The sequence below is a fragment of the Vicinamibacterales bacterium genome, assembly GCA_041659285.1.
Taxonomy (GTDB): Bacteria; Acidobacteriota; Vicinamibacteria; order Vicinamibacterales; family UBA2999; genus 12-FULL-67-14b.
The window spans coordinates 442,381-463,019 of record JBAZYO010000002.1 but is presented as its reverse complement, the minus strand read 5'-3'; the positions used below and the strand labels follow the sequence as shown (position 1 = coordinate 463,019).

Annotated in this window: 16 protein-coding genes; 10 read left to right on the top strand and 6 right to left on the bottom strand. The window is 67.8% G+C overall.

All coding sequences use genetic code 11. The annotated features are described in order from the left end of the window. Window positions 1-39 precede the first annotated feature (39 nt). Both pdxH and WC815_04575 read right to left on the bottom strand, forming a co-directional pair. Entirely contained in the window at window positions 40-681 is a 642-nt protein-coding gene (pdxH, locus tag WC815_04580; GenBank protein ID MFA5908035.1) for a pyridoxamine 5'-phosphate oxidase, read from the bottom strand. Then, window positions 678-3,476 carry a hypothetical protein gene (locus tag WC815_04575; protein MFA5908034.1) on the bottom strand — a complete coding sequence of 933 codons (2,799 nt, stop codon included), beginning with the start codon at window positions 3,474-3,476 and terminating at the stop codon, window positions 678-680. The genes pdxH and WC815_04575 overlap by 4 nt, the downstream gene beginning before the upstream one ends. 85 nt (window positions 3,477-3,561) lie before the next feature. On the opposite strand from WC815_04575, the gene WC815_04570 reads away from it, so the two are divergent. From WC815_04570 to WC815_04550, 5 genes are all read left to right on the top strand, one after another. After that, window positions 3,562-5,280, top strand: a complete 1,719-nt coding sequence (locus tag WC815_04570) for a D-aminoacylase (GenBank protein ID MFA5908033.1) — start codon at window positions 3,562-3,564, stop codon at window positions 5,278-5,280. A gap of 111 nt (window positions 5,281-5,391) precedes the next feature. Then, on the top strand, window positions 5,392-6,156 hold the full coding sequence (locus WC815_04565) for a hypothetical protein (protein ID MFA5908032.1): 765 nt from the start codon (window positions 5,392-5,394) through the stop codon (window positions 6,154-6,156). A 15-nt stretch (window positions 6,157-6,171) separates the two neighbouring features. Continuing rightward, the gene (locus WC815_04560; GenBank protein ID MFA5908031.1) at window positions 6,172-7,116 is read left to right on the top strand and encodes an ROK family protein; all 945 of its coding nucleotides are present in this window, start codon (window positions 6,172-6,174) and stop codon (window positions 7,114-7,116) included. A gap of 24 nt (window positions 7,117-7,140) precedes the next feature. Continuing rightward, complete coding sequence (locus WC815_04555) at window positions 7,141-9,246, top strand: PQQ-binding-like beta-propeller repeat protein (GenBank protein ID MFA5908030.1); 2,106 nt, start codon at window positions 7,141-7,143, stop codon at window positions 9,244-9,246. Between the two features lie 12 nt (window positions 9,247-9,258). After that, complete coding sequence (locus tag WC815_04550) at window positions 9,259-9,699, top strand: c-type cytochrome (protein ID MFA5908029.1); 441 nt, start codon at window positions 9,259-9,261, stop codon at window positions 9,697-9,699. 4 nt (window positions 9,700-9,703) lie between these two features. On the opposite strand, the gene WC815_04545 is transcribed toward WC815_04550, so the two are convergent. Beyond that, window positions 9,704-10,291, bottom strand: coding sequence for a hypothetical protein (locus WC815_04545; GenBank protein ID MFA5908028.1), 588 nt, complete (start codon window positions 10,289-10,291; stop codon window positions 9,704-9,706). A gap of 55 nt (window positions 10,292-10,346) precedes the next feature. On the opposite strand from WC815_04545, the gene WC815_04540 reads away from it, so the two are divergent. Next, the gene (locus WC815_04540; GenBank protein MFA5908027.1) at window positions 10,347-11,426 is read left to right on the top strand and encodes a 6-bladed beta-propeller; all 1,080 of its coding nucleotides are present in this window, start codon (window positions 10,347-10,349) and stop codon (window positions 11,424-11,426) included. 65 nt (window positions 11,427-11,491) lie between these two features. Here the strand turns inward: WC815_04540 and WC815_04535 are convergent, their stop codons facing one another. Continuing rightward, the gene (locus WC815_04535) at window positions 11,492-12,586 is read right to left on the bottom strand and encodes a HupE/UreJ family protein (GenBank protein MFA5908026.1); all 1,095 of its coding nucleotides are present in this window, start codon (window positions 12,584-12,586) and stop codon (window positions 11,492-11,494) included. A 22-nt stretch (window positions 12,587-12,608) separates the two neighbouring features. Between WC815_04535 and WC815_04530 the strand changes: the two genes are divergently transcribed. Together WC815_04530 and WC815_04525 are read left to right on the top strand one after the other, a co-directional pair. Further along, window positions 12,609-12,980 (top strand): hypothetical protein, encoded by a 372-nt coding sequence (locus tag WC815_04530; GenBank protein MFA5908025.1) that lies wholly within the window; start codon window positions 12,609-12,611, stop codon window positions 12,978-12,980. Window positions 12,981-13,161: 181 nt separating this feature from the next. After that, on the top strand, window positions 13,162-14,595 hold the full coding sequence (locus WC815_04525) for a cytochrome c (protein ID MFA5908024.1): 1,434 nt from the start codon (window positions 13,162-13,164) through the stop codon (window positions 14,593-14,595). A 36-nt stretch (window positions 14,596-14,631) separates the two neighbouring features. On the opposite strand, the gene WC815_04520 is transcribed toward WC815_04525, so the two are convergent. Continuing rightward, on the bottom strand, window positions 14,632-15,213 hold the full coding sequence (locus WC815_04520) for a cytochrome c (GenBank protein ID MFA5908023.1): 582 nt from the start codon (window positions 15,211-15,213) through the stop codon (window positions 14,632-14,634). Then, entirely contained in the window at window positions 15,213-16,457 is a 1,245-nt protein-coding gene (gene soxC / locus WC815_04515; protein ID MFA5908022.1) for a sulfite dehydrogenase, read from the bottom strand. Before soxC ends, WC815_04520 begins: the two co-directional genes overlap by 1 nt. A gap of 240 nt (window positions 16,458-16,697) precedes the next feature. Here soxC and WC815_04510 point away from each other — a divergent pair, with 240 nt between their 5' ends. Continuing rightward, a complete protein-coding gene (locus WC815_04510) occupies window positions 16,698-19,211 on the top strand; it encodes a DUF1592 domain-containing protein (GenBank protein ID MFA5908021.1) in 2,514 nt (837 codons plus the stop codon). 5 nt (window positions 19,212-19,216) lie between these two features. Next, window positions 19,217-20,626 (top strand): DUF1552 domain-containing protein, encoded by a 1,410-nt coding sequence (locus WC815_04505; GenBank protein MFA5908020.1) that lies wholly within the window; start codon window positions 19,217-19,219, stop codon window positions 20,624-20,626. Window positions 20,627-20,639 lie beyond the last annotated feature (13 nt).

Genomic DNA, 20,639 nt, shown 5'->3' with positions numbered 1-20,639 from the left:
CATCTACCAGAAATCTGCGGCTGCGAATCTGTGGCTGCGCTAGGGCGCCAGGCGCGACCGCGACCAGCCGACTTCGGACTGGCGCTGGTACAGGATGCGGTCGTGCAGGCGGCTCGGCCGTCCCTGCCAGAACTCCATCCGCGCCGGCGTCACGCGGTAGCCACCCCAGAACGGCGGCAGCGGCACGACGACTCCTGCATATTGGGCCGACAGCTCGGCGTAGCGCGTCTCGAGCGGGGCGCGGCCGTCGACCGTCGTGCTCTGCGCCGAGGTCCAGGCGCCGACCTGGCTCTCGAACGGGCGCGAGTGAAAGTACTCATCAGACTCGGCCCTTGAGACCTTGGTCACCGATCCGGTGATGCGGACCTGGCGTTCGAGTTCAGCCCAGAAGAACAGGAGGCAGGCCCGTGGGTTGGCCGCCAGGTCGCGACCCTTCGCGCTGTCGTAATTGGTGAAGAAGACGAACCCGTCGTCGTCGAAGCCCTTCAGGAGGACCGTGCGCGCGTCGGGCTCGCCGCTGGCCGATACCGTGGCCAGCGTCATGGCGTTCACGTCCAGCAGCTGCGCGCTCGCCGCCTCGTCGAACCACACTGTGAACTGGCGGATCGGATCGGGGTTGGCCTGGTCTTCAGACAGGGCGCGGCTGGCGTACTCGCGTCGCAGGTCGGCAATCGTGCTCATGGTTGTGTCACCTTGTCCAGAATCTCCACCCAGATACCGAGGAACCGCTTGTCGTTCGAGGCCGGATCGATTTGCCGCGGGGAGAAGCCGTTGTCGGTGGCGATGGTCAGCGGGCTCACGCCGCCGGCCACAACCGGCAGTTCCACCTCCACCGCCTGTCCCGGTACCAGCGCGTAGTCGCGTTGCCACCCGAACGTGTTGATGGTGGCGTGGTTCGCCTGGGCGCCGCAGTGAATGCGCAGCACCACCGGCGCGGTGCGCCCGGGCGGCACGGCCACCGTGAACTCGGCCGAGCGCTGGCCGATGGTCCAGAAGCCGTTCGGCTCCGGATACATCTGCTCGTTGTGGAAGTAGAACATCACGCCGGCGTAAGTCGCCGCCGACAGCACCTCGCTCACGTGCGGCCGCGCGCCGACGTCAACCACGGCGGTCGGGATGATCGAGATCGCACTGATGGCGCGTTCCATCTCGGTCGGGCCGCGGAAGCCGACGAAGCCGGCGTCAACCGCGAGCCAGAGGCTGGTGTGCCAGGTCTCGCCGGCTTTCGGCTCGAGCGTCCAGGACTGCAGGGCCGGGCCGACGCGGCCGACCTGCAGCGAGAACGGCGTCGGCCGTCCGGGCACCTGATCGTTGAAGGTCACGTCGATGCCGTAGGTGCCGGCCGGCAGCGAGAATCGTCCGTTGTGAATCACGCGGATCGGCTGCGGATCCGTCCGCTGCTGCGGCCTGACGCCCAGGAACAATTCCGGCAGCACTGCCGAGGCGTTCACCTTGCGGAGCGGATCGTAAATCACGGCCGCCGGCCGCACGCGGGCATCGAAGCCGTCGAGCGAGGCCAGCCGCGAGCGCGCCCCGAGATCCACGCGCGGCATCGCCGCGCCCGCGGGCAGAAAGGGGAACGTGACCGACACGGCCAGCAGCGCCACGCCGAACGTGGACACCGCGATCAGCGCCGCCATTCCGGGCCTGGCGGTGCGCTGACGGGCGAGGAACCAACCCGCGAGCGCGGCAATGGCGAGCCACCACAGCGTGTGCAGCCAGGCGATGGGCGACTCGTGGAAGATGAACGTCGGCGCCAGCGTCCACAGTTCCCACCGCGGCGACCAGTACTCGAGCAGGGACGAGGTGCCGTCACGCCCGTTGTTGATCAGCATGCCGTCTTGCGCCACCGCGAGGGTGAGGGCAATGCCGACGCTGACCCACAGCAGCAGGTGTTGCCCGGCGCGACGCGCCGAGCCAACGGGGGCGGCGCGGAACGCCATGGCGATGGGCACCGCGAGCAGCAACAGACCCGAGGCCAGCGGCCGCGCCGGCGCCGACGTGCCGCCCCACCAGATGCGGAAGGCGCCCACGGTGACCAGCAGGGCGCCGAAGACGAGGGCAATCTCGATGGCGAGCCGCTTCAGCGTGCCGCCGGCGCGCCACATCTGGAACAACCCGGTGGCGGCAAGCACATACACGGGCGCGAAGGCGAGCAGCCCGTACTCCTGATCGAACAACAGGCCCGGGGCTCCAAAGACCAGGTTGAGCGGCGTCGTCTGCACCAGCGCGCCGTAGGGCGCCATCGGCAGCGGCACGCCCCAGATCGCGTAGAAGAAGGCCAGCCACCCGATCACGGAGAGCGTGTAGGGCGCGGCCACCGCCCAAAAGCGGGGGTCTGACCCCTTCCGGAGCAATCGTGCCATGAAGGGGTCTGACCCCTCGGTTACCAACCGCCCAACCGCCACGACAACGAGGGCGCCGGACATCGGGGCGTATTTCGTGCTCAGCCAGGGCAGCAAGGCGCAGGCGATGCCGACGATCACCCACCGCGCCACGCCCGGCTGATCGGGATTGGTCCGGACCGTCGTGACCAGCGCGATCATCACCGCGAGGGCGGCGGCGATTTCCGGGTACACGGTGAAGGTGTTGAAGAGGAACGGCGCCGAGCAGGCGATGGCGGCCCAGGCGAAGGTGGCGGCGCCCGCGGCGTTGAGCGTGCCCATGGTCCACCACCACGCGATCGCGGCGGCGGTGGCGCCCATGAGGATCAGCACGAAGACCACGGCGGGGTAGCCGCCGGCGCCGTAGACCGGCGCCATCATCACCGGCAAGCCGACCGGGTGGATTGAGTAGATCTCGTTGTCGGCCCCGCGCGTCAGGTAGTGCGGCTCGAGCGCGCGATGGAAGTACTCCTCGTAGTCGCCGCGCGTGTGGTTGTTCTCGATCTTGAAGTCGCCGTCGCGCCACAGGCTCTGCGCGATCACCAGGTAGTGCGGCTCATCGCCGGATGGAAACAGCGGCGTGCCGGTCAACCGGGCGCCGGCCAGGCCGGCGAGCACGGCGGTGGCGATCCAAATCGCGGCGGTCACCCTGCCCACGGACCACTTCTCGATCCAGCGCGGGACGAGCAGGCGGTTCTGCCACAGCGTCCACGCCTGCTGGCCGGCCACGGTCAGCCACACCACCGCGCCAAGCGGGCTCGCCAGCGCCTGGAACACCGGCCAGCGATCCGGCACCGCCGGCAGGAACGGCACCACCAGGACGATCAGCGACATCAGCGGCAGCACCAGCTCGCCCAGCCGCGGGCGGCGGTTCGTCGTCGTGCCCTTGGGCGCGTTCAGGTGATCGATGCCGACCAGCACCAGCGCCGCCAGGCAAGTGAACCCGAGCAGCGCCTGCCACGGCGGCAGCAACGCGAAGCGGACGACGCCGCCAGGCGTGACGGTTTGATCGAGCACGCCGCGCGTGGCGTAGAGGGCCGCGCCGGTAATCGCGCAGGCGATCGCGGGCCACAGAAAGGCGATGCTCGACATCCGTCAGTGATTCTACATAGGATCCTGTCCGTCCGCCTTCGCTCTTGACCGGCTCGGGAGCTTCGGCGCGACCAGGAGGATGTGCATGAAGCGGTCATTTCTCATCGCGTGCGTAGCCGGAGTGCTCAGCGCGTGTCAGACGACAACGCCACCGGCACCCGCCGCCACGCCCGCGACCAGCGCCGACTTTGACGTGCTCATCACCGGCGGGCGCATCGTTGACGGCACCGGCTCGCCGTGGTGCCGGGGCGACCTCGGCATCACCGGCGATCGCATCACGGCGATCGGCCAGCTGGCGGGTCGCAAGGCCGCCACCCGCATCGACGCCACCAACCTGGTCGTCGCGCCCGGCTTCATCGACATGCTCGGGCAGTCGGAATTCAACGTGCTGGTGGACCCCCGCGCCGCCAGCAAGATCACGCAGGGCATCACCACCGAGATCACCGGCGAAGGCACGTCGATCGCGCCGGTCAACGATCGCCTGGCCGCCGCCGTGAAAGCGCAGTACGACCGCTTCAAGGTGGTGCTCGACTTCCGCACCCTGGGCGACTACTTCGCCCGTCTCGAGAAAAATCGGCCGGCCATCAATCTCGGCACCTTCGTCGGCGCCGGGCGCCTGCGCGCCTACGTGGTGGGCGACAGCCAGCGCGCGGCCTCGGCCGCCGAGCTCGCGGAAATGCAGCAGCTGGTCGAGCAGGCGATGGAGCAGGGCGCGCTCGGCGTCAGCACCTCGCTGCAGTACGTGCCGGACCGGTTTGCCTCCACCGACGAGATCGTGGAGCTGGCGAAGGCCGCGCGCAAGCATGGCGGCATCTACATTTCGCATCAACGCTCGGAGTCAGGCCAGATCATCCCGTCGCTGGATGAAGTGTTTGCGGTGGCCGAACGCGCCAACATTCCCGCCGAGGTGTGGCACCTCAAGACCGCCTACAAGGCGAACTGGGGCCGCATGCCCGAGGTGTTGAAGCACTTCGAGGCGGCCCGCGCCCGCGGGCTCGACGTCACCGCCAACATGTACCCCTACGACCGCGCCTCGAACGGACTCGACGCGTGCCTGCCGCTGTGGGTGCGCGAAGGCGGGCTCGACACCATGCTCCAGCGCCTGAAGGATCCCACCCTGCGCGATCGCATCAAGCGCGACATGGACGACCCGGCGGCCAGGGATTGGGAAAACCAGTGGTACGGTTCCGGCGGCGGCGCCGGCGTCATGGTGTCCACGGTGCTCGACCCGGCGCTGCGCCAATGGGAAGGCAAGAACCTGATTGAGATCGGCAAGGCCATGGGCAAGGATCCGCGCGACGCGGCGATGGATCTCGTGATTGCCGACCGCGCCGAGACCTCCGTGATCATCTCGATCATGCGCGAAGACGATGTCCGGCTGGCGATTGCGAATCCGCTGGTCGCGATCGGCACCGACTCGGGCGCGAGGGCCGAAGACGGGCCGTTCTCGGAATCGAAGTCCCATCCGCGAGCCTGGGGATCGTTCCCGCGCGTGCTCGGCAAATACGTGCGCGACGAGAAGCTGATCACCCTGGAAGACGCGGTGCGCCGCTTCACCTCGCGCCCGGCCGCGCGCGTCGGCATCACCGACCGCGGCCTGCTGCGCCCCGGCATGAAGGCCGACGTCACCATTTTCGATCCCGCCACCATTCGCGACGTTGCCACGTTCGTGGACCCGAACCACTACTCGACGGGCATCTCCCATGTGCTGGTGAACGGCAAGGCCGTGGTGTCGGACGGCAGGATCACGGCCGAACGGCCCGGCCAGCCCATTCGCGGGCCTGGCTACAAGGCCCAGCCGTGATACCAGGCAACCTCGAGGGCCGCGAAGGAAGCGACATTCGGCGCCGCGCGGTCGGCCCGAATCTGCGCAACCGCCACGGTGAAGCCGCATTAGTATTGCCGCGGAGGAGCCATGGTCGTCTTGCAGCGGAGCCGTCGAGTGCTCGCCGCGGCGGTGGTCGCCGCACTGATCGTCAGCCCGGTTCTTCACGCGCAGATGGCCCATCGCCTCAAGGGCTCCATCCGCACGGACGCCGGCGTGCCGCTGAACCAGGCCACCATTCGCGCCGACGTGTTGAGCGGGTTCCGCGGTGAGCCGTTTGCGGGACAGAAGGAACACCGCATCACCTCCACCGACAAGGGCGAATGGAGCATGGCCGGCATCGAGGCTGGGTTGTGGCTGTTTTCCACCAGCGCGCCGGACATGCTGCCGGCGGTGATCGTGCTGCCCGTGAAGTTTTCGCAACGTCAGCAGGTCAGCGCCGTCGGCAACTCGCTGACGTGGCAGCTGCCGCTGTGGGCGTCACCCGCCAGCGAGCATCCGATGTTGAAGATTGCCGCCGACTTGTTGGCCGCCGGCAAGAAGGACGAAGCGGCGCAGGCGCTCACCGTGGCGCTGGGTCCCGATGTGCCGGCGGCGACGCGCGTGGCCGCCGGTGAGATGGCGCTCCTGGCGCTGCAGCCGAGCCTGGCCAGGACGATTTTCGCGATGGTGCTGCAGGCTGATCCGAAGCACCCGCGCGCGCTGGTCGGGTCGGCATCCGCCGCGCTCCTGGGCCGCGATTGGGAGACCGCGGGGAAGGTGCTGTGGGCGGCGCGCGACCTGGCGCCGAAGGAGCAGCGCCAGGCGCTGGCTTCTGCGATCGGCGACCTGCAGGGCATCTCGCGCGTGCAGTAGCAAGTATCCTTGCCCATGCGCATCGGCATCGATCTCGGCGGCACCAAGATCGAAGGCATTGCCCTGGCCGCCGACGGCCGCGCGCTGCAGCGGCGCCGTATCCCCGCGCCGCGGGGCGACTACGACGACTCGGTGCGCGCGGTGGCGGGCCTGGTCGAATCGCTCGAGCACGACACCAACGCACGCGGCACCGTCGGGGTCGGCATTCCCGGCGCCGTGTCACCGGCAACCGGCCTCCTCAAGAACGCCAACTCCACGTGGTTGATCGGGCGGCCCCTCGCCGAGGACCTGTCACACGCGCTCGATCGGCCGGTGCGCCTGGCCAACGACGCCAACTGCTTCGCGCTGTCGGAGGCGACCGATGGCGCCGGCGCGGGCGCCGGCGTCGTGTTCGGCGTGATCATCGGCACCGGCACGGGCGGCGGCATCGTCGTGAACGGCCGCGTCGTGGTGGGTGCGAACGCGATTGCCGGCGAATGGGGGCACAACCCGCTGCCCGCCCCGCGAGACGATGAGCGCCCGGGGCCGGCGTGCTACTGCGGGCGGTTCGGCTGCATCGAGACGTTCCTGTGCGGGCCGGCGTTGAGCCGCGATTACGCCGCCGCCGGCGGCGAGGGCGTTTTTCGTGGCCTGACCCCAATCATCCCTGGAGAGGCGGTCACCGCCGAGGAGGTGGCGCGCCGCGCGGCGCAAGGCGAGCCCCGGGCCGAGGCGGCGCTGTCGCGCTACGAAGACCGCTTCGCGCGCGCGGTGGCCAGCGTCATCAACTTGCTCGATCCCGACGTGATCGTGTTGGGCGGCGGGCTGTCGAACATCGAACGGCTCTACACGCGCGTGCCGGCGCTGTGGCCGGCCTACGTCTTTTCCGACCGCGTCACCACGCGCCTGGCCCGCGCCGCCCACGGCGACGCCAGCGGGGTGCGCGGCGCGGCGTGGCTTTGGGAGCCCGCGGGACTATAATCCGGCCGTCAAAGGGGGAACGTTATGTCACGTATCGCACGGGTAAGCTTGGCGGCCATCGTCCTGGTGGCCGGCATCGCAGCACTGAATGTCGGCCTTTCGGGTCAGGCCGGCACCGTCAACCTCGCCGACGGCACCACGAAAGGCGAGTGGCCGTATTACACCGGCGATGTCAGGGGCACGCGCTTTTCTCCCCTCGATCAGATCAACGCCGCCAACTTCAACTCGCTCGAGGTGGCGTGGCGGTTCAAGACCGACAATCTCGGCTCGCGCCCCGAGTACAAGCTCGAAGGCACGCCGTTGATGGTGAAGGGCGTGATCTACACGACCGGCGGTTCGCGCCGCGCCGTGATCGCGCTCGACGCCCGCACCGGCGAGCAGCTGTGGGTGTTCAACGGCATCCGCGAAGGCATGCGCGCCGGCGGCGCCCCGCGCCAGCTGTCGGGCCGCGGCGTGTCGTACTGGACCGACAACAAGGGCGACGATCGCATCATCTACGTGACCACCGGCTATCGGCTGGTCGCGCTCAACGCCAAGACCGGGCAGCCCATCCCCAGCTTTGGCCGCGACGGCATCGTTGACATGAAGGTCGGCGCCGTCTATGGGCGCGGCCAGCAGATCGATCTCGAGACCGGTGAGATCGGGTTGCACTCCACGCCCACGATCATTCGCGACATGGTGATTGTCGGCTCGTCGTTCAAGGAGGGCATGACCGTCAAGACCCACAACAACACCAAGGGCATGGTTCGCGCCTATGACGCGCGCTCCGGCAAGGTGCTGTGGACGTTCAACACCATCGCCAAGCCCGGTGAAGTCGGCGGCGACACCTGGGAGAACGAGTCGTGGGCCAACAACGGCAACACCGGCGTGTGGGCGCAGATCACCGTTGATGAAGAACTCGGCACGGTCTACCTCCCCGTCGAGACGCCGTCGTCCGACTTCTACGGCGGTCACCGCCCGGGCGACAACCTGTTCGCGGAGAGTCTCGTCGCGGTGGATCTGAAGACCGGCGCCCGCAAGTGGCACTTCCAGTTCATTCACCACGGCATCTGGGATCACGACATGTCGTCGGCGCCGCTGCTGGTGGACGTCACCGTCGACGGCAAGCCGATCAAGGCCGTGGCCGTGCCCAGCAAGCAGGGCTGGCTCTACATGTTCGATCGCGTGTCGGGCAAGCCGATCTGGCCGATGCCGGAGACGGCGGTCCCACAGAGCGACGCGCCCGGCGAGAAGTCGGCGAAGACGCAGCCCATCCCGAGCAAGCCGCCGGCCTACGCCCGCACCTTCGTCAAGATCCCCGACGATGTGATCGACTACACGCCGGCGTTGCGCGCCGAGGGCCTGACGCTGCTCAAGCGCTACCGCACCGATCAGTCGCCGTACGTGCCCTACATCCTCGGCGACGTCAACGGCCTGCTCGGCGCGCTGAACATCGGCAACACCGGCGGCGGCACCAACTGGCCCGGCGCCGGACTCGATCCGGAAACCAAGGTCGCCTACCTGCCCGCGAGTAACTCGGGCGTGACGGCCGGTTCGCTGGTCGAGGGGCCTCCGGGCTACTCCGACATCCGCTACCTCGCCGGCGTCAAGGGCGCGCAGTTCTCGCTGCGTGAAGGCCCCGGCTTTGGCAGCGCCGCGGACGCCCCGCGCGCGGCCGAACCGGCCGCGGCGGCGGGCGCCGCCGCACTGCCGCCGCCGCCGGCGCTGAACGTCCAGGGCCTGCCGGTCGTGAAGCCGCCGTACGGCGTGCTGGCCGCCATCGATCTGAACAAGGGCGACCTGATGTGGCAGGTGCCGCACGGCGACACGCCCGACGTGGTCCGCAATCACCCGCTGCTCAAGGGCCTGGACATCCCCAAGACCGGGCAGAACGGCGCCGTCGGCCTGGTGATCACGCGCACGCTGGTCGTGCTCGGTGATCCGCAGGTCACGTCGGCGCCCGGGCGGCCGCGTGGCGCCATGCTGCGCGCCTACGACAAGAAGACCGGCGCCCAGGTAGGCGCGGTCTACCTGCCGGCTCAGCAGAGCGGCTCACCGATGACCTACATGCTTGACGGCAGGCAATACATCGTCGTGGCCGTGAGCGGTGGCAACTACTCAGGTGAGTACATTGCCTTCCGCCTGCCCTGATACAATGCCGGTATGAAGCTTCGCATCGCATTTGTGGCAGTGGCGGCAATTTGGACGGTCGGCGTGATGCAGTCGTCGGCTCGGGTGGCGCAGGAACCGGCGGGCCGCACCGTGTGGGACGGCGTGTTCACCGCGGAACAGGCAGCGCGCGGCGCGGCGGAGTACAAGACCGCGTGCTCCGAGTGCCACGGCAACGACCTCGCCGGCGACGGGTTTGCTCCCGCGCTCTCGGGTGGCGACTTCGCCGGAAACTGGAACGAGTTGTCGGTGGGCGACCTTTTCGAACGCATCCGTATTTCGATGCCGCCGAGCGGGCCCAGCACGGTGACGCCGGCCCTGAAGGCCGACATCGTCGCGCACATCCTCAACTACAACAAGTACCCGGCCGGGAAGACCGAGCTCGAGGGCAAGACCGAAGTCCTCAAGCTGATCAAGATCGAGATGAAGAAGTAAGGGGCTAGGGGTTCTTTCGCCACCACGGGTTACCGAGGTTGGTGAAAGGACCCCCATCCACTGAAATGCTGCTGGCCACGCGGTAGCCGAGCGGCGACATCAGCCGCAACGTGTTCTTCAGGCGGATGGTCTTGCCGCCATACGTGAACGGCATGCTCTCGTAGATCAAGTTGTAGATCCCGCCCAGGTCCCCGCCCACCGGACCAAACTCCATCCGGCCGTGCCCGCGTGAATCCGTGACCTGTCGCGCCACCACCTTGTTTTCGCGGTGGTAGGCGATCACTTCGCGCACCGTGAACGGGCCCGCCGGGCCCTGGCCTTCGGTCACCGCTTCGTAGAAGCGGCCATCGATCTTGGTGTAGACCGTGGTGCCGGTGTAGTCGCCGGCGGGGCCGAGCGCGGTCTCCGGCATCGACCACTCGAAGGTCCACTTGCCGAGGAAGTAGGCGTCGAAATCCAGGAGCGGGACCTGGTCGCCGCTCTCGGTGGGCCGGCCGAGCGTCGGCATCTGGCCCTTGGGGACTTGTTGCGCATCAAGGGCGACCGACGCCAGCGCGATCGCGAGCAGGGCCAGGGTCCAGTGTCGTGTCATGTGGTGTATCCTCTCTCACCGAAAGCCAGAAGGCAAAAGGCAAAGGCAGAAACGCATGCGAAAGATCCTCGTCTCTTCGACCCTCGCCGCCGCGCTCATGCTCACCTCGTCGGGCGCGTTCGCGCAAGGTGATGGCGGCTACAAGATCGTGCCGAACTGGCCGAAGCTGCCGTCTGGCGACTTCTTTGGCTTGAAGGACGCGCCGCCGCCGCCGGCCGAGCGCGACGCGCAAGCGGCCGCGCGCCGCGCGATGGGCCGGCCCGCCGGTGCCGCCGCGCCCAACCCGGCCGGTCCCACCAACCAGCCGGGCATTTCCGGCGTGGCCATTGACACGCAGGATCGCATCTACGTGTTCAACCGCGGCGCCAAGCCGATCATGGTGTTCGACACCGCCGGCAACGTCGTGATGGTCGGTGGCGACCAGGAGATCAACGGCAAGAAGCTCAATCCCAACTGGCAGCACTCGGGCGCGGTGGATTGGGAAGGCAACGTCTACATGATCGAGCGCGATGCGCATCGCATCGTCAAGCTCAGCCCGAAGCTGGACAAGTTCCTGCTGCAACTGGGCACGACCGGTGAGAAGGGCAACGACGCCACGCATTTCGATCTGCCCTCCGGCATCGCCGTCCTCAAGAACGGCAACATCGTGGTCACCGACGGCTACGGCAACAACCGCGTGGTGTTGTTCGACAAGACCGGCAAGTTCATCAAGCAGGTGGCCAAGGGCGCCGGCGGCCCGGCCGACAAGGGCAACGGTCCCGGCGAATGGGTGCTGCCGCACAAGCTCGCCGTCGATGCACAGGAGAACCTCTACATCATCGACCGCGAGGGCCATCGCCTGCAGGTGTTCGACAAGAACCTGACCTACCTGCGCGAGATCAAGGTCGAGGGCTGGAACCCGTGGGACATCGCAATTTCGCGCAAGGGTGACGACGGGTTCGCGTTCATCGCCGACCACGCGCTGGAGCGCGTCCACAAGCTGTCGCTGAAGGATGGCAAGGTCGTGGCTACGTGGGGCAAGCAGGGCCTCGGCCCCGGCGAGTTCGACTGGGTGCACGGCATCGTCGTCGACTCGAAGGGCGCGGTCTACGCCGCCGACACTTACGGCCAGCGGATCCAGAAGTTCGTGCCGTAGGGGTCCGACCCCGAGCGGGTGATGGCGAGGGGTCTGACCCCTCGGCGGCAACGTGGCGTCCGCCTTTAGGCGGACCACACCACCCGCGTGATCGTCCAGTAGATCCCGATCGCGGCAATCACTAACGAGGCTGGTATCACCACACGCTGGCGGTACCAGCCTCGTGTCACCAACGGCGCCACCACCACCCACGCCATCGCGATCACGGTCAGCTGTCCGCCCTCCACGCCGAGATTGAACGTCAGCAGTCCCGTGAGGAACTCGTCACGCGGCAGGCCGAGTTCTCGCAGCACGCCCGCGAACCCCAGCCCGTGCAGCAACCCGAACATGAACACCAACGCCAGGCGCCACGGCTTCAGCTCGCGCGTCAGCAGGTTCTCGATCGCCACGTACGCGATCGACAACGCGATCAGCGGCTCGACGACGCGCGACGGCAGCGAGACGATGCCGTAGATGGACAGGCCCAGCGTGATCGAGTGCGCGACGGTGAAGGCCGTCACCTGCAGCAGCATCGTCTTTACCCGCGGGCTGAGCAGGAAGATGCCCAGTACGAACAGGATGTGGTCGAGCCCCTTCGGCAGGATGTGCGTGTAGCCGAGCGCGAGGTACTGCCGCGCGATCTCCCACCGCGTCAGCCGCGGGAAGCTCCGCGTGAGGTCGATGGTGCCGCTCCAGTTGGTGCCGTGGATCCACTCGATGGTGCTGGAGCCGTCGGCCTGGCGAATCTCCAGCGGGTAGGGGTCGGCGACGATGCCGTACAGCCAGCGCAGGTTCGAGGCGCCGCGCGGCATGTGTCCCGTCAGGGTGAACGTCGCGAGTGAATCGGCCGGCGATGCCGGCGGCGGCACGTACGCAACCGACTCGGCCCGGACCTCGCGCCCGTCCACGAACAAGACGATGCGGTCCGCGAAGACGGAGCCGAGCTCGGCGAGGCGCGTGTCGCGTTGCGCCGGCGTGGGATTCGCGGGCACGGTGCCGCCGGCGAACGTCTCGAGCCGCATCAGCATCCACAGCGGATCGTTGGCGACGTCGAGCACGAAGCGGCCATCCGCCAGGAAGGTGAGGACGACGCGCGTCCGCTCCGCTTCGTGCCCGGCCGGGCTCGCGACCGCGACCGCCACCAGGATGGCGGTGATCGCGAGGCGGCGAAGGGGGGTCACGTCGGCTATCATAGCGACCGTCATGACCCTCCATTCGATTCTGGTCTGGTCCCTGGCGCTCGCCGCGCAAGCGCCGGCGGCGAACAAGGCGGAGATTGTCAGCGTGACCGGCTGCCTGCGCGAGCAAGGCGCCGGCAACTGGATGCTGGTCGCCGCCACCGACCCGGTCCCGAGCATTGCCAACCAGGCGCCGGCGGCCGACATCCCCAAGACGCCGCCCGCCGGCAAGAACCGCTTCAAGTTGATCGGGGTGGGGGAGTTCAGCCTGCCTCAGCACCGCGACCACACCATGGTGATTCGCGGCCTGTTCATCAAGGGCACGCCGGTCAGCCGCCTCAACATGACCTCGGCCGTCGAGGCCGTGGCGTCGTGCGTTGCGGGCGCCCCGAAATAGGCTAGTATCCGCGGAGCGGCCGGAGGCCGCGACGACGGACCGCGCCGAAGCTCGCGCAGCGAGCGAAGGCGGGTCGCCGGTCGTTGTGAGGGATGATTGGGGTCAGGCCACGAAATTCACCCTTTTGGGTGAATGCGGTCAGACCCCGAGGAATACCATCCGCGAAACCTGCGAGGGCGATATGAAGCGACTGGCACTTGTCGTGATCGGCGTGGCGGCACTAGGTTCGTTCCGCGCCACCGCTCAGACTCCAGCCCCCACCTCCGCGAGCGCGCCGACGTTTGCCAAAGACGTCGCGCCCATCATGTACAAGAAGTGCGCCAACTGCCATCGTCCCGGCGAGGTCGCGCCCATGGCGCTGCTCTCGTACGACGATGCGCGGCCGTGGGCCAAGGCGATCAAGGCCAAGGTCGTGGCGCGCGAGATGCCGCCCTGGGGCGCCGACATGACCCAGACGCTGCCGATGCGCAACGACGTCAGCCTGTCACAGAAGGAAATCGACACCATCGCCGCCTGGGTGGATGGCGGCGCGGCGCGCGGCAACGCGGCCGAGATGCCGCTGGCGCCCACGTTTGCGTCGGGTTGGTCGTTCGGCACGCGCGAACCGGACGCCGTGCTCGAGATGCCGGTCGAGTTCGAGATTCCCGCCGAAGGCGAAGTCGGCGTGCAGATGTTCTATTCGAAGGTGCCGTGGAGCGAAGACCGCTTCGCGGAAGTCGTCGAGCTGCACCCGAGCAATCGCGCCGTGGTACACCACGCCGGCATCTACTTCGTCGACATCCCAGAGGGCTCGCGCCTGGTTGACGGCCGCATTGTCGGCGCCGACGGCAAGGTCATCGGCGACCGCGGGTCGCGCGGATTGCCGTCCACCGATTCGGGTTTGCCTGGATCGAGCAAGCTGCTCTCGTGGGTGCCCGGCCGCGGCCTCGACATTCACCGCCCGGACATCGGCAAGCGCATTCCCGCCGGCAAGTATGTGAACTGGCAGATGCACTACAACCCGACCGGCACGCCTCAGAAGGATCGGACGAAGCTGGGCATCTGGTTCAACAAGGTGCCGGTGACGCACGAAGTGCTGATCCGCCAGGCTGGCGATCCGCTCGCCACCACCAAGGGCGGGCTGTCGATCTATCGCGCGGAGGGGCGTGAAACGGAATACGTCGCCGACCCGAGCAGCACGCGCCGCAGCCGCACCACGCCGAACATTCCGCCCTACGCGGAGAACTGGAAGCTCACCGGCATCACGCCGGTGACCGAAGACATCACGCTCTACGCGATGTCACCGCACATGCACCTGCGCGGCAAGAGCCTGAAGTGGGTGGTCACCTATCCCGACGGCCGCGAGCAGGTGATCCTGAACGTGCCGAAGTTCGACTTCAACTGGCAGTTCAACTACGAACTGGCCGAGCCGCTCAAGATTCCGGCGGGCAGCAAGATCACCGGCATCGGCGTCTACGACAACTCGGTGCGCAACAAGTGGAACCCCGGCCCGCAGCTCGAGGTGTTCTGGTCGGAGCAGAGCTGGGACGAGATGTACCAGCCGTTCACTGAGTACTCGGTGGACTCTCAGGATCTCACCGTGCTCAAGCCGGTGGGCTCGCCGCAGAAACGGTAGCCCGCACTCCCGGCTTCCGCCCCGTCCCGTGTCGGGCTATTTGACGACCTTGCCGCCCCGGCGATTGTCGACGACGAACCGATCGCGCGCCGGCATCACCACCTTGGCCAGCGTCGCCTGATCCATCACCGCGTCGTCCGGAACGATCTTGTTGAGCGCCAGGATGTAGGCGACCAGCGAGTAGGTTTCGTTCGGCGTCAGCGTGCCGGGTTGCGTGAACGGCATGGCGCGATAGGTGTAGTCGTACAGCGTCGTGGCGTAGGGCCAGTAGTTGCCCACCGTCTTCACCAGTTTGGGATCCATCGCGAAGTTGAAGTTCGGGCCCGAGTCGCGGCCGACGAGGCGATCGAACGCGCCGCCCTCACCGTTGGCGCCATGGCACGAGCGGCACTTGGCGGCGTAGATGGTGGCGCCCTCGGCGACGGTGCCGCGGCCCGGCGGCAAGCCGCGGCCGTCGGGCATCACGTCGATGTCGAGCTTCCTGATCTCGTCAGCCGTAGCGGCTCTGCCGATCTCGAGCCGCGAAGGCTGTCTCGCCGAAGCGCGAGCCCCGGATTGAGCGAGCGCGAAGGCGGACGCGGAAACTGCGACCAGCGCCGTGGCAATAACCGTCTTCATTACGCCCCCCCCGCGAACTTCACCGTGCCATCAGCGAACACCTTCCAGCCGCGAATGTGATTGAAGTGATACGCGGTGGCCGGCCCGCGCGCCGCCATCAGCACGTCGAGCGTCGGCTGCGTGTAGCCGGTCTCGTCGGTGGCGCGGCTCATCAACGTGGCCTCGCCGCCCTTCCATTCGAACGGCAGGCGGAAGCGTGTGTGGCACTTGGGCAGCACCGGATCGTCCAGCTTCGCCGGCTGCCAGGTCTTGCCGCCATCGGTGCTGAGGTCCACGCGTGCGATCTTGCCGCGTCCGCTCCAGGCGATGCCGCGCACTTCCCACCAGCCGGGGCCGGTGAGCTTGTCGGGGAACGCCGGCTCGGTGATCAGCGACTTGGCGTCCATGTCGAGGCTGAAGATGCGCGCGGTGCCGTCGGGTAGCGGGTCGGTGTACTTCGAGGTCTCCTCGCGCGTCATGAACGGCTGATCGGCCAGCTCGATGCGGCGCAGCCACTTGATGCTGGCGTTGCCTTCCACGCCGGGGAGGAACAGGCGGATCGGGTAGCCCTGCTCGGGACGGAGCGGCTCGCCGTTCTGTCCGTAGGCGATCATCGCGTCGTCGTAGGCCTTCTCGATGGGGATGCTGCGCGTCATCACCGCGGCGTCACTGCCTTCGGCCAGGAACCACTTCGCCTTGGGCGAGGCGCCGGCTTCGCGGAACAGGGTGGCGAGCGGCACGCCCGTCCACTCGCTCGTGCTCGTCAGCCCGTCGATCTGCTGCGGGGTGAGGTCGGTCTGGTTGCCTTCGCGGCGATAGATGCGGCCGCCGTTGCCGGAGCATTCCATCATCCGGATGACCGACCGCCCGGGGAAGCGCCGGAGGTCATCCACCGTGAACACCAGTGGCCGATCGACCATGCCATGGATCAGCAGCGTGTGCTGCCTGGGATCGATGGCCGGGACGCCGCCGTGGTGCCGTTCGAAGTGCAGGTCCGACGGGGTGATGATGCCGTCGAGATCCTGGAGGGGCGTCTGGCTCGAGGTGCGGCGGTCGCTGAGCGACACCCGCCTGGGCTGCTCGAACGGCGAGCGCCCGCCGACGCCGGTGCTCAGCGGACCCTGCACCTTGGTCGGGTCGGCCGGCACCTTCGGACGGGCCGCCTGGTCGGGGCTTTGGCCTGCCATTGGCAGGGCCGCACCGACAATTCCGGCCGTGCCGACCGCCAATACCCGCCGCCGGGAGATGGTTTTCCGCCGATCCATGCGCCCTCCGTGAAGGGAGGATTGGGGTCAGGCCGCGAAAAGCGCCCTTCTTGTGGCCAAATTCGCCACAAGAAGGGCGCTTTTCGCGGCCTGACCCCGACCATCCAATTTGTCTGCGGGAATCTACCACGGCGATGACAACCGGTGACAAGAAATGTCTCTAAGTCGTTGAAAATTCGGCTTGTTAGTGTTACAACGGCCCTGTTAAAAACCGTCCCTGGAGCGGGGGACAAGGCGAGCATGAAGAAACTCTCGTTCGTGGTCATTTCCACCATCGTCCTGGGGCTGGGGTTTCGCGTGTACGCGGAACAGCAGCAGGCGTCCGCCTCCGCGGCCGAAGGCCGCTCCGGCGTGACCACGCCGAAGCCCGCGCCTCAACAAGCGGGCGTAGGCGGGCCGGCTGTGGCCGTTGGTCACGCGAACACTTCCGTTACGGAATCGCAGACCGCACTCGTCAAGCAGTACTGCGCCACCTGTCACAACGATCGCAACAAGAACAACGCGGGCGGGCTCACGCTTGCCGGATTTGATGCGTCGAAGGTCGGTCACGACGCTGAAGTTGCCGAGGTTGCGGAGAAGATGATCCGCAAGATCCGCTCCGGCATGATGCCGCCGGCCAGCGCGCGGCGGCCCGAGCCGGCGGTGCTGACGTCGTTCGTCTCCGCCATGGAAACGCGGCTCGATCAGGCTGCGGCCCTCAACCCTAACCCTGGCCGCCGACCGTTCCAGCGCCTGAACCGCGCCGAGTACACGCGCGCGGTCGCCGGCATGTTCGACCTCGACGTTGACGTCACCGCGTTCCTGCCGCCCGATCAAATCAGTGCCGGTTTCGACAACGTGGCCGACTCGCAGAGCTTCTCGGCGGCGTTGATGGAAGGCTACCTGCGCGCCGCCAGCCGCATCAGCTCGCTGGCGGTCGGCGATCCGAAGGCCGGCGCCGCCGAGGTCACCTACAAGGTCCGTCGCACCGGCTCGCAGATGGGGCACGTCGAGGGCGCCCCGTTCGGCACTCGCGGCGGCACCGCCGTGATGCACACGTTCCCCGCGGACGGCGACTACAGCTTCCGCATGCAGTTGCACTCGATCCCCACCGGCCAGTTGTTTGGCAGCACGGTGCGCGGCGAGATCATTGAAGTGTCGATCGACGGGGAGCGCGTCGCCGCGCTCGAGATCAACCCGCGCATGAGCGAGTCGGATGCGACCGGCATGAACCTGACGACGGCGAAGATTCACGTCAAGGCGGGGACGCATCAACTGGCGGCGGCGTTCGTGCAGCGCTTCGACGCGGTGCCCGACGACCTGATGCCGCCGATCGATCACACGCTGGCCGACAGCCAGATCGGTTCGGGCTTCGGCATCACCACACTGCCGCACCTGCGCGAGTTCGCCGTGGGCGGGCCCTTCAAGGTCACTGGCGTGTCCGAAACGTCCAGCCGCAAGAAGATCTTCAGCTGCCGCCCGACGGCGGCGGCGGAGGAGGCCGCGTGCGCCTCGCAGATCATCCGCAGGATCGCGACGCAGGCGTATCGCGCGCCGCTGACCGCGGCGGACTACGACGGCCTGCAGAAGTTCTACCAGCAGGGACGCACGGAAGGTGGGGACTTCGAGTCGGGCATCCGCCTCGCGGTGCAGGCCATCCTGGCGAGCCCCAAGTTCCTGTTCCGTCTCGAGGAAGCGCCGGCGACGGTGCGTCCCGGCCAGACCTACCGCATCGCCGACGTGGACCTGGCGTCCCGCCTGTCGTTCTTTCTCTGGGGCACGGGCCCTGACGCCGAACTGCTGAAGATCGCCGGCCAGGGCACCCTGCGTGGACCGGGCGTGCTGGCGGCGCAGGTCAAGCGCATGCTCGCGGATCCCCGGTCCGAGGCGCTGGCGACGCGATTCGCGTCGCAGTGGTTCCGGCTGCAGGACCTCGAGAAGATCAATCCCGACGCGCTGCTGTTCCCGTACTACGACTTCAAGCTGTCGGAGGCGCTGAGGCGCGAAACCGAGCTGTTCTTCGACAGCATCGTCCGCGAGGATCGGTCGATTCTCGACTTGCTGACGGCAGACTACACCTTCGTGAACGAGCGGGTCGCCAGGCACTACGGCATCCCGGACGTGAACGGGCCGGAGTTCCGCCGCGTCGCGCTTGCCGGCGAGAACCGCCGCGGCTTGCTCGGCCAGGGCAGCATCCTGGCGCTGACCTCGGTCGCCGATCGCACCTCGCCGGTGCTGCGCGGCAAGTGGGTGATGGAAGTGCTGCTCGCCTCGCCGCCGCCGGCGCCGCCACCGAACGTGCCGGCCCTCGACGAGACCAAGGCCGACGCCGGCGAGAAGCAGCTGACCACGCGCCAGCGCATGGAGCAGCACCGCGCCAACCCGCAGTGCAACTCGTGCCACCGCGTGATCGACCCGCTCGGCCTGGCGCTCGAGAACTTCGACGTCACCGGACGCTGGCGCATTCGCGACAACGGCGAGCCGGTCGATCCGGTGGGCGACCTCTACGACGGCACCAAGATGAGCGGACCGGTGGGCCTGCGCGCCGCGCTCCTGAAGCACCAGGACATGTTCGTCCTGAGCTTCACCGAGCGCCTCATGACCTACAGCCTCGGCCGGCGCGTCGAGTCCTACGACATGCCGACCGTTCGCCGCATCATTCGCGACGCGGCGAAGAGCAACAACCGCTTCTCGGCGTTCGTTATGGGGGTCGTGACGAGCCGGGCGTTCCAGATGAGCAGAGCCGAAGCAGTCGAAACGACAGTGGAGAGATAGACACTATGGAATACATCACGAAGAAGCACCTGTCCCGCCGCACGGTTCTTCGCGGCCTTGGCGTCACCCTGGCGCTGCCGCTGCTGGACGCGATGGTCCCGGCGCAAACGCTGCTCGCCAAGACCGCGGCCGCGGGCAAGGTGCGGTTGTCGGCGATCGAGATGGTCCACGGCTCCGCCGGCGCCACCGTGTTTGGCGCCAGCAAGAACCTGTGGTCGCCGGCCGCCGAGGGCACGGCGTTCGACCTGAGCCCGGGCGCGCTGTCGCCGCTCGAGCCGTTCCGTGATTACCTCACCATTGTCAGCAACACCGACGTCCGCAACGCTGAGGCGTTCTCGCTGCCGGAGATCGGTGCCGACCACTTCCGCTCGAGCGCGGTGTTCCTGACGCAGGCGCACCCGAAGAAGACCCAGGGCTCCGACGTCTTCGCCGGCACCTCGCTGGACCAGATCTACGCGCAACATTTCGGCCAGGACACGGCCATCCCGTCGATGCAGCTCAGCATCGAGACCGTGGACCAGTCGGGCGGCTGCGCCTACGGCTACAGCTGCGCCTACACCGACAGCATCAGCTGGGCGTCGCCGAAGCAGCCGCTGCCGATGATTCGCGACCCGCGCGCCGCCTTCGACTCGCTGTTCGGCGTCGGCGCGACCCCGGCCGAACGGGCTGCCCATCGCAAGACCGACAAGAGCATTCTCGACTGGGTCAGTGGCGAGGTGGCGCGGCTCCAGAAGGATCTGGGCACCAGCGATCGCGCCCGTCTCGGCGCGTTCCTCGAAGAGGTGCGCGAAGTTGAACGCCGCATCCAGCGGGTCGAGGCGCACAACGCCTCGGGCGAGGCCCGCGAGTTGCCGGAAGCGCCGATCGGCGTGCCCGACTCCTTCGACGAGCACGTCAAGCTGATGCTCGACCTGCAGGTGCTGGCGTTTGCGACCGACGTCACCCGCGTCTTCTCGTTCAAGATGGGCCGCGACGGCTCCGCCCGCGTCTACCCCGAGAGCGGCGTCCGCTCCGCCTTCCACCCCGCCTCGCACCACGGCGAGCGCGAAGACCGTGTCACCGACTTCATGAAGATCAACCGGTATCACGTGAGCATGATTCCGTACTTCCTGAACAAGCTGAAGAACACGCCCGAGGGCGACAAGAACCTCCTCGACAACACGCTGGTGATCTACGGCTCGCCGATGGGCAACTCGAACGTGCACAACCACAAGCGCTGCCCGCTGTTCCTGGCCGGCAAGGCCGGTGGCGCGCTGCGCGGCAACCTGCACCTCAAGGCCGCCGACGGCACGCCGATGGCCAACGTGATGCTGGCGTTGATGCAGGACCTCGGACTCAACGACCTCAAGAGCTTCGGCGACAGCACGGGACGCTTCGAGTTGACGTCGGTGCCGGCGACCACCGCCGCACTGTAGAACGCAGAGGAGT

Excerpts from the sequence above, each read along its gene's own strand:
- WC815_04545 (MFA5908028.1), bottom strand. The coding sequence starts at position 10,291 with ATGACACGACACTGGACCCTGGCCCTGCTCGCGATCGCGCTGGCGTCG.
- WC815_04565 (MFA5908032.1), top strand. The coding sequence starts at position 5,392 with ATGGTCGTCTTGCAGCGGAGCCGTCGAGTGCTCGCCGCGGCGGTGGTC.
- WC815_04505 (MFA5908020.1), top strand. The coding sequence starts at position 19,217 with ATGGAATACATCACGAAGAAGCACCTGTCCCGCCGCACGGTTCTTCGC.
- WC815_04575 (MFA5908034.1), bottom strand. The coding sequence starts at position 3,476 with ATGTCGAGCATCGCCTTTCTGTGGCCCGCGATCGCCTGCGCGATTACC.
- soxC (MFA5908022.1), bottom strand. The coding sequence starts at position 16,457 with ATGGATCGGCGGAAAACCATCTCCCGGCGGCGGGTATTGGCGGTCGGC.
- WC815_04570 (MFA5908033.1), top strand. The coding sequence starts at position 3,562 with ATGAAGCGGTCATTTCTCATCGCGTGCGTAGCCGGAGTGCTCAGCGCG.
- WC815_04555 (MFA5908030.1), top strand. The coding sequence starts at position 7,141 with ATGTCACGTATCGCACGGGTAAGCTTGGCGGCCATCGTCCTGGTGGCC.
- WC815_04530 (MFA5908025.1), top strand. The coding sequence starts at position 12,609 with ATGACCCTCCATTCGATTCTGGTCTGGTCCCTGGCGCTCGCCGCGCAA.
- pdxH (MFA5908035.1), bottom strand. The coding sequence starts at position 681 with ATGAGCACGATTGCCGACCTGCGACGCGAGTACGCCAGCCGCGCCCTG.
- WC815_04510 (MFA5908021.1), top strand. The coding sequence starts at position 16,698 with ATGAAGAAACTCTCGTTCGTGGTCATTTCCACCATCGTCCTGGGGCTG.
- WC815_04540 (MFA5908027.1), top strand. The coding sequence starts at position 10,347 with ATGCGAAAGATCCTCGTCTCTTCGACCCTCGCCGCCGCGCTCATGCTC.
- WC815_04525 (MFA5908024.1), top strand. The coding sequence starts at position 13,162 with ATGAAGCGACTGGCACTTGTCGTGATCGGCGTGGCGGCACTAGGTTCG.
- WC815_04560 (MFA5908031.1), top strand. The coding sequence starts at position 6,172 with ATGCGCATCGGCATCGATCTCGGCGGCACCAAGATCGAAGGCATTGCC.
- WC815_04550 (MFA5908029.1), top strand. The coding sequence starts at position 9,259 with ATGAAGCTTCGCATCGCATTTGTGGCAGTGGCGGCAATTTGGACGGTC.
- WC815_04520 (MFA5908023.1), bottom strand. The coding sequence starts at position 15,213 with ATGAAGACGGTTATTGCCACGGCGCTGGTCGCAGTTTCCGCGTCCGCC.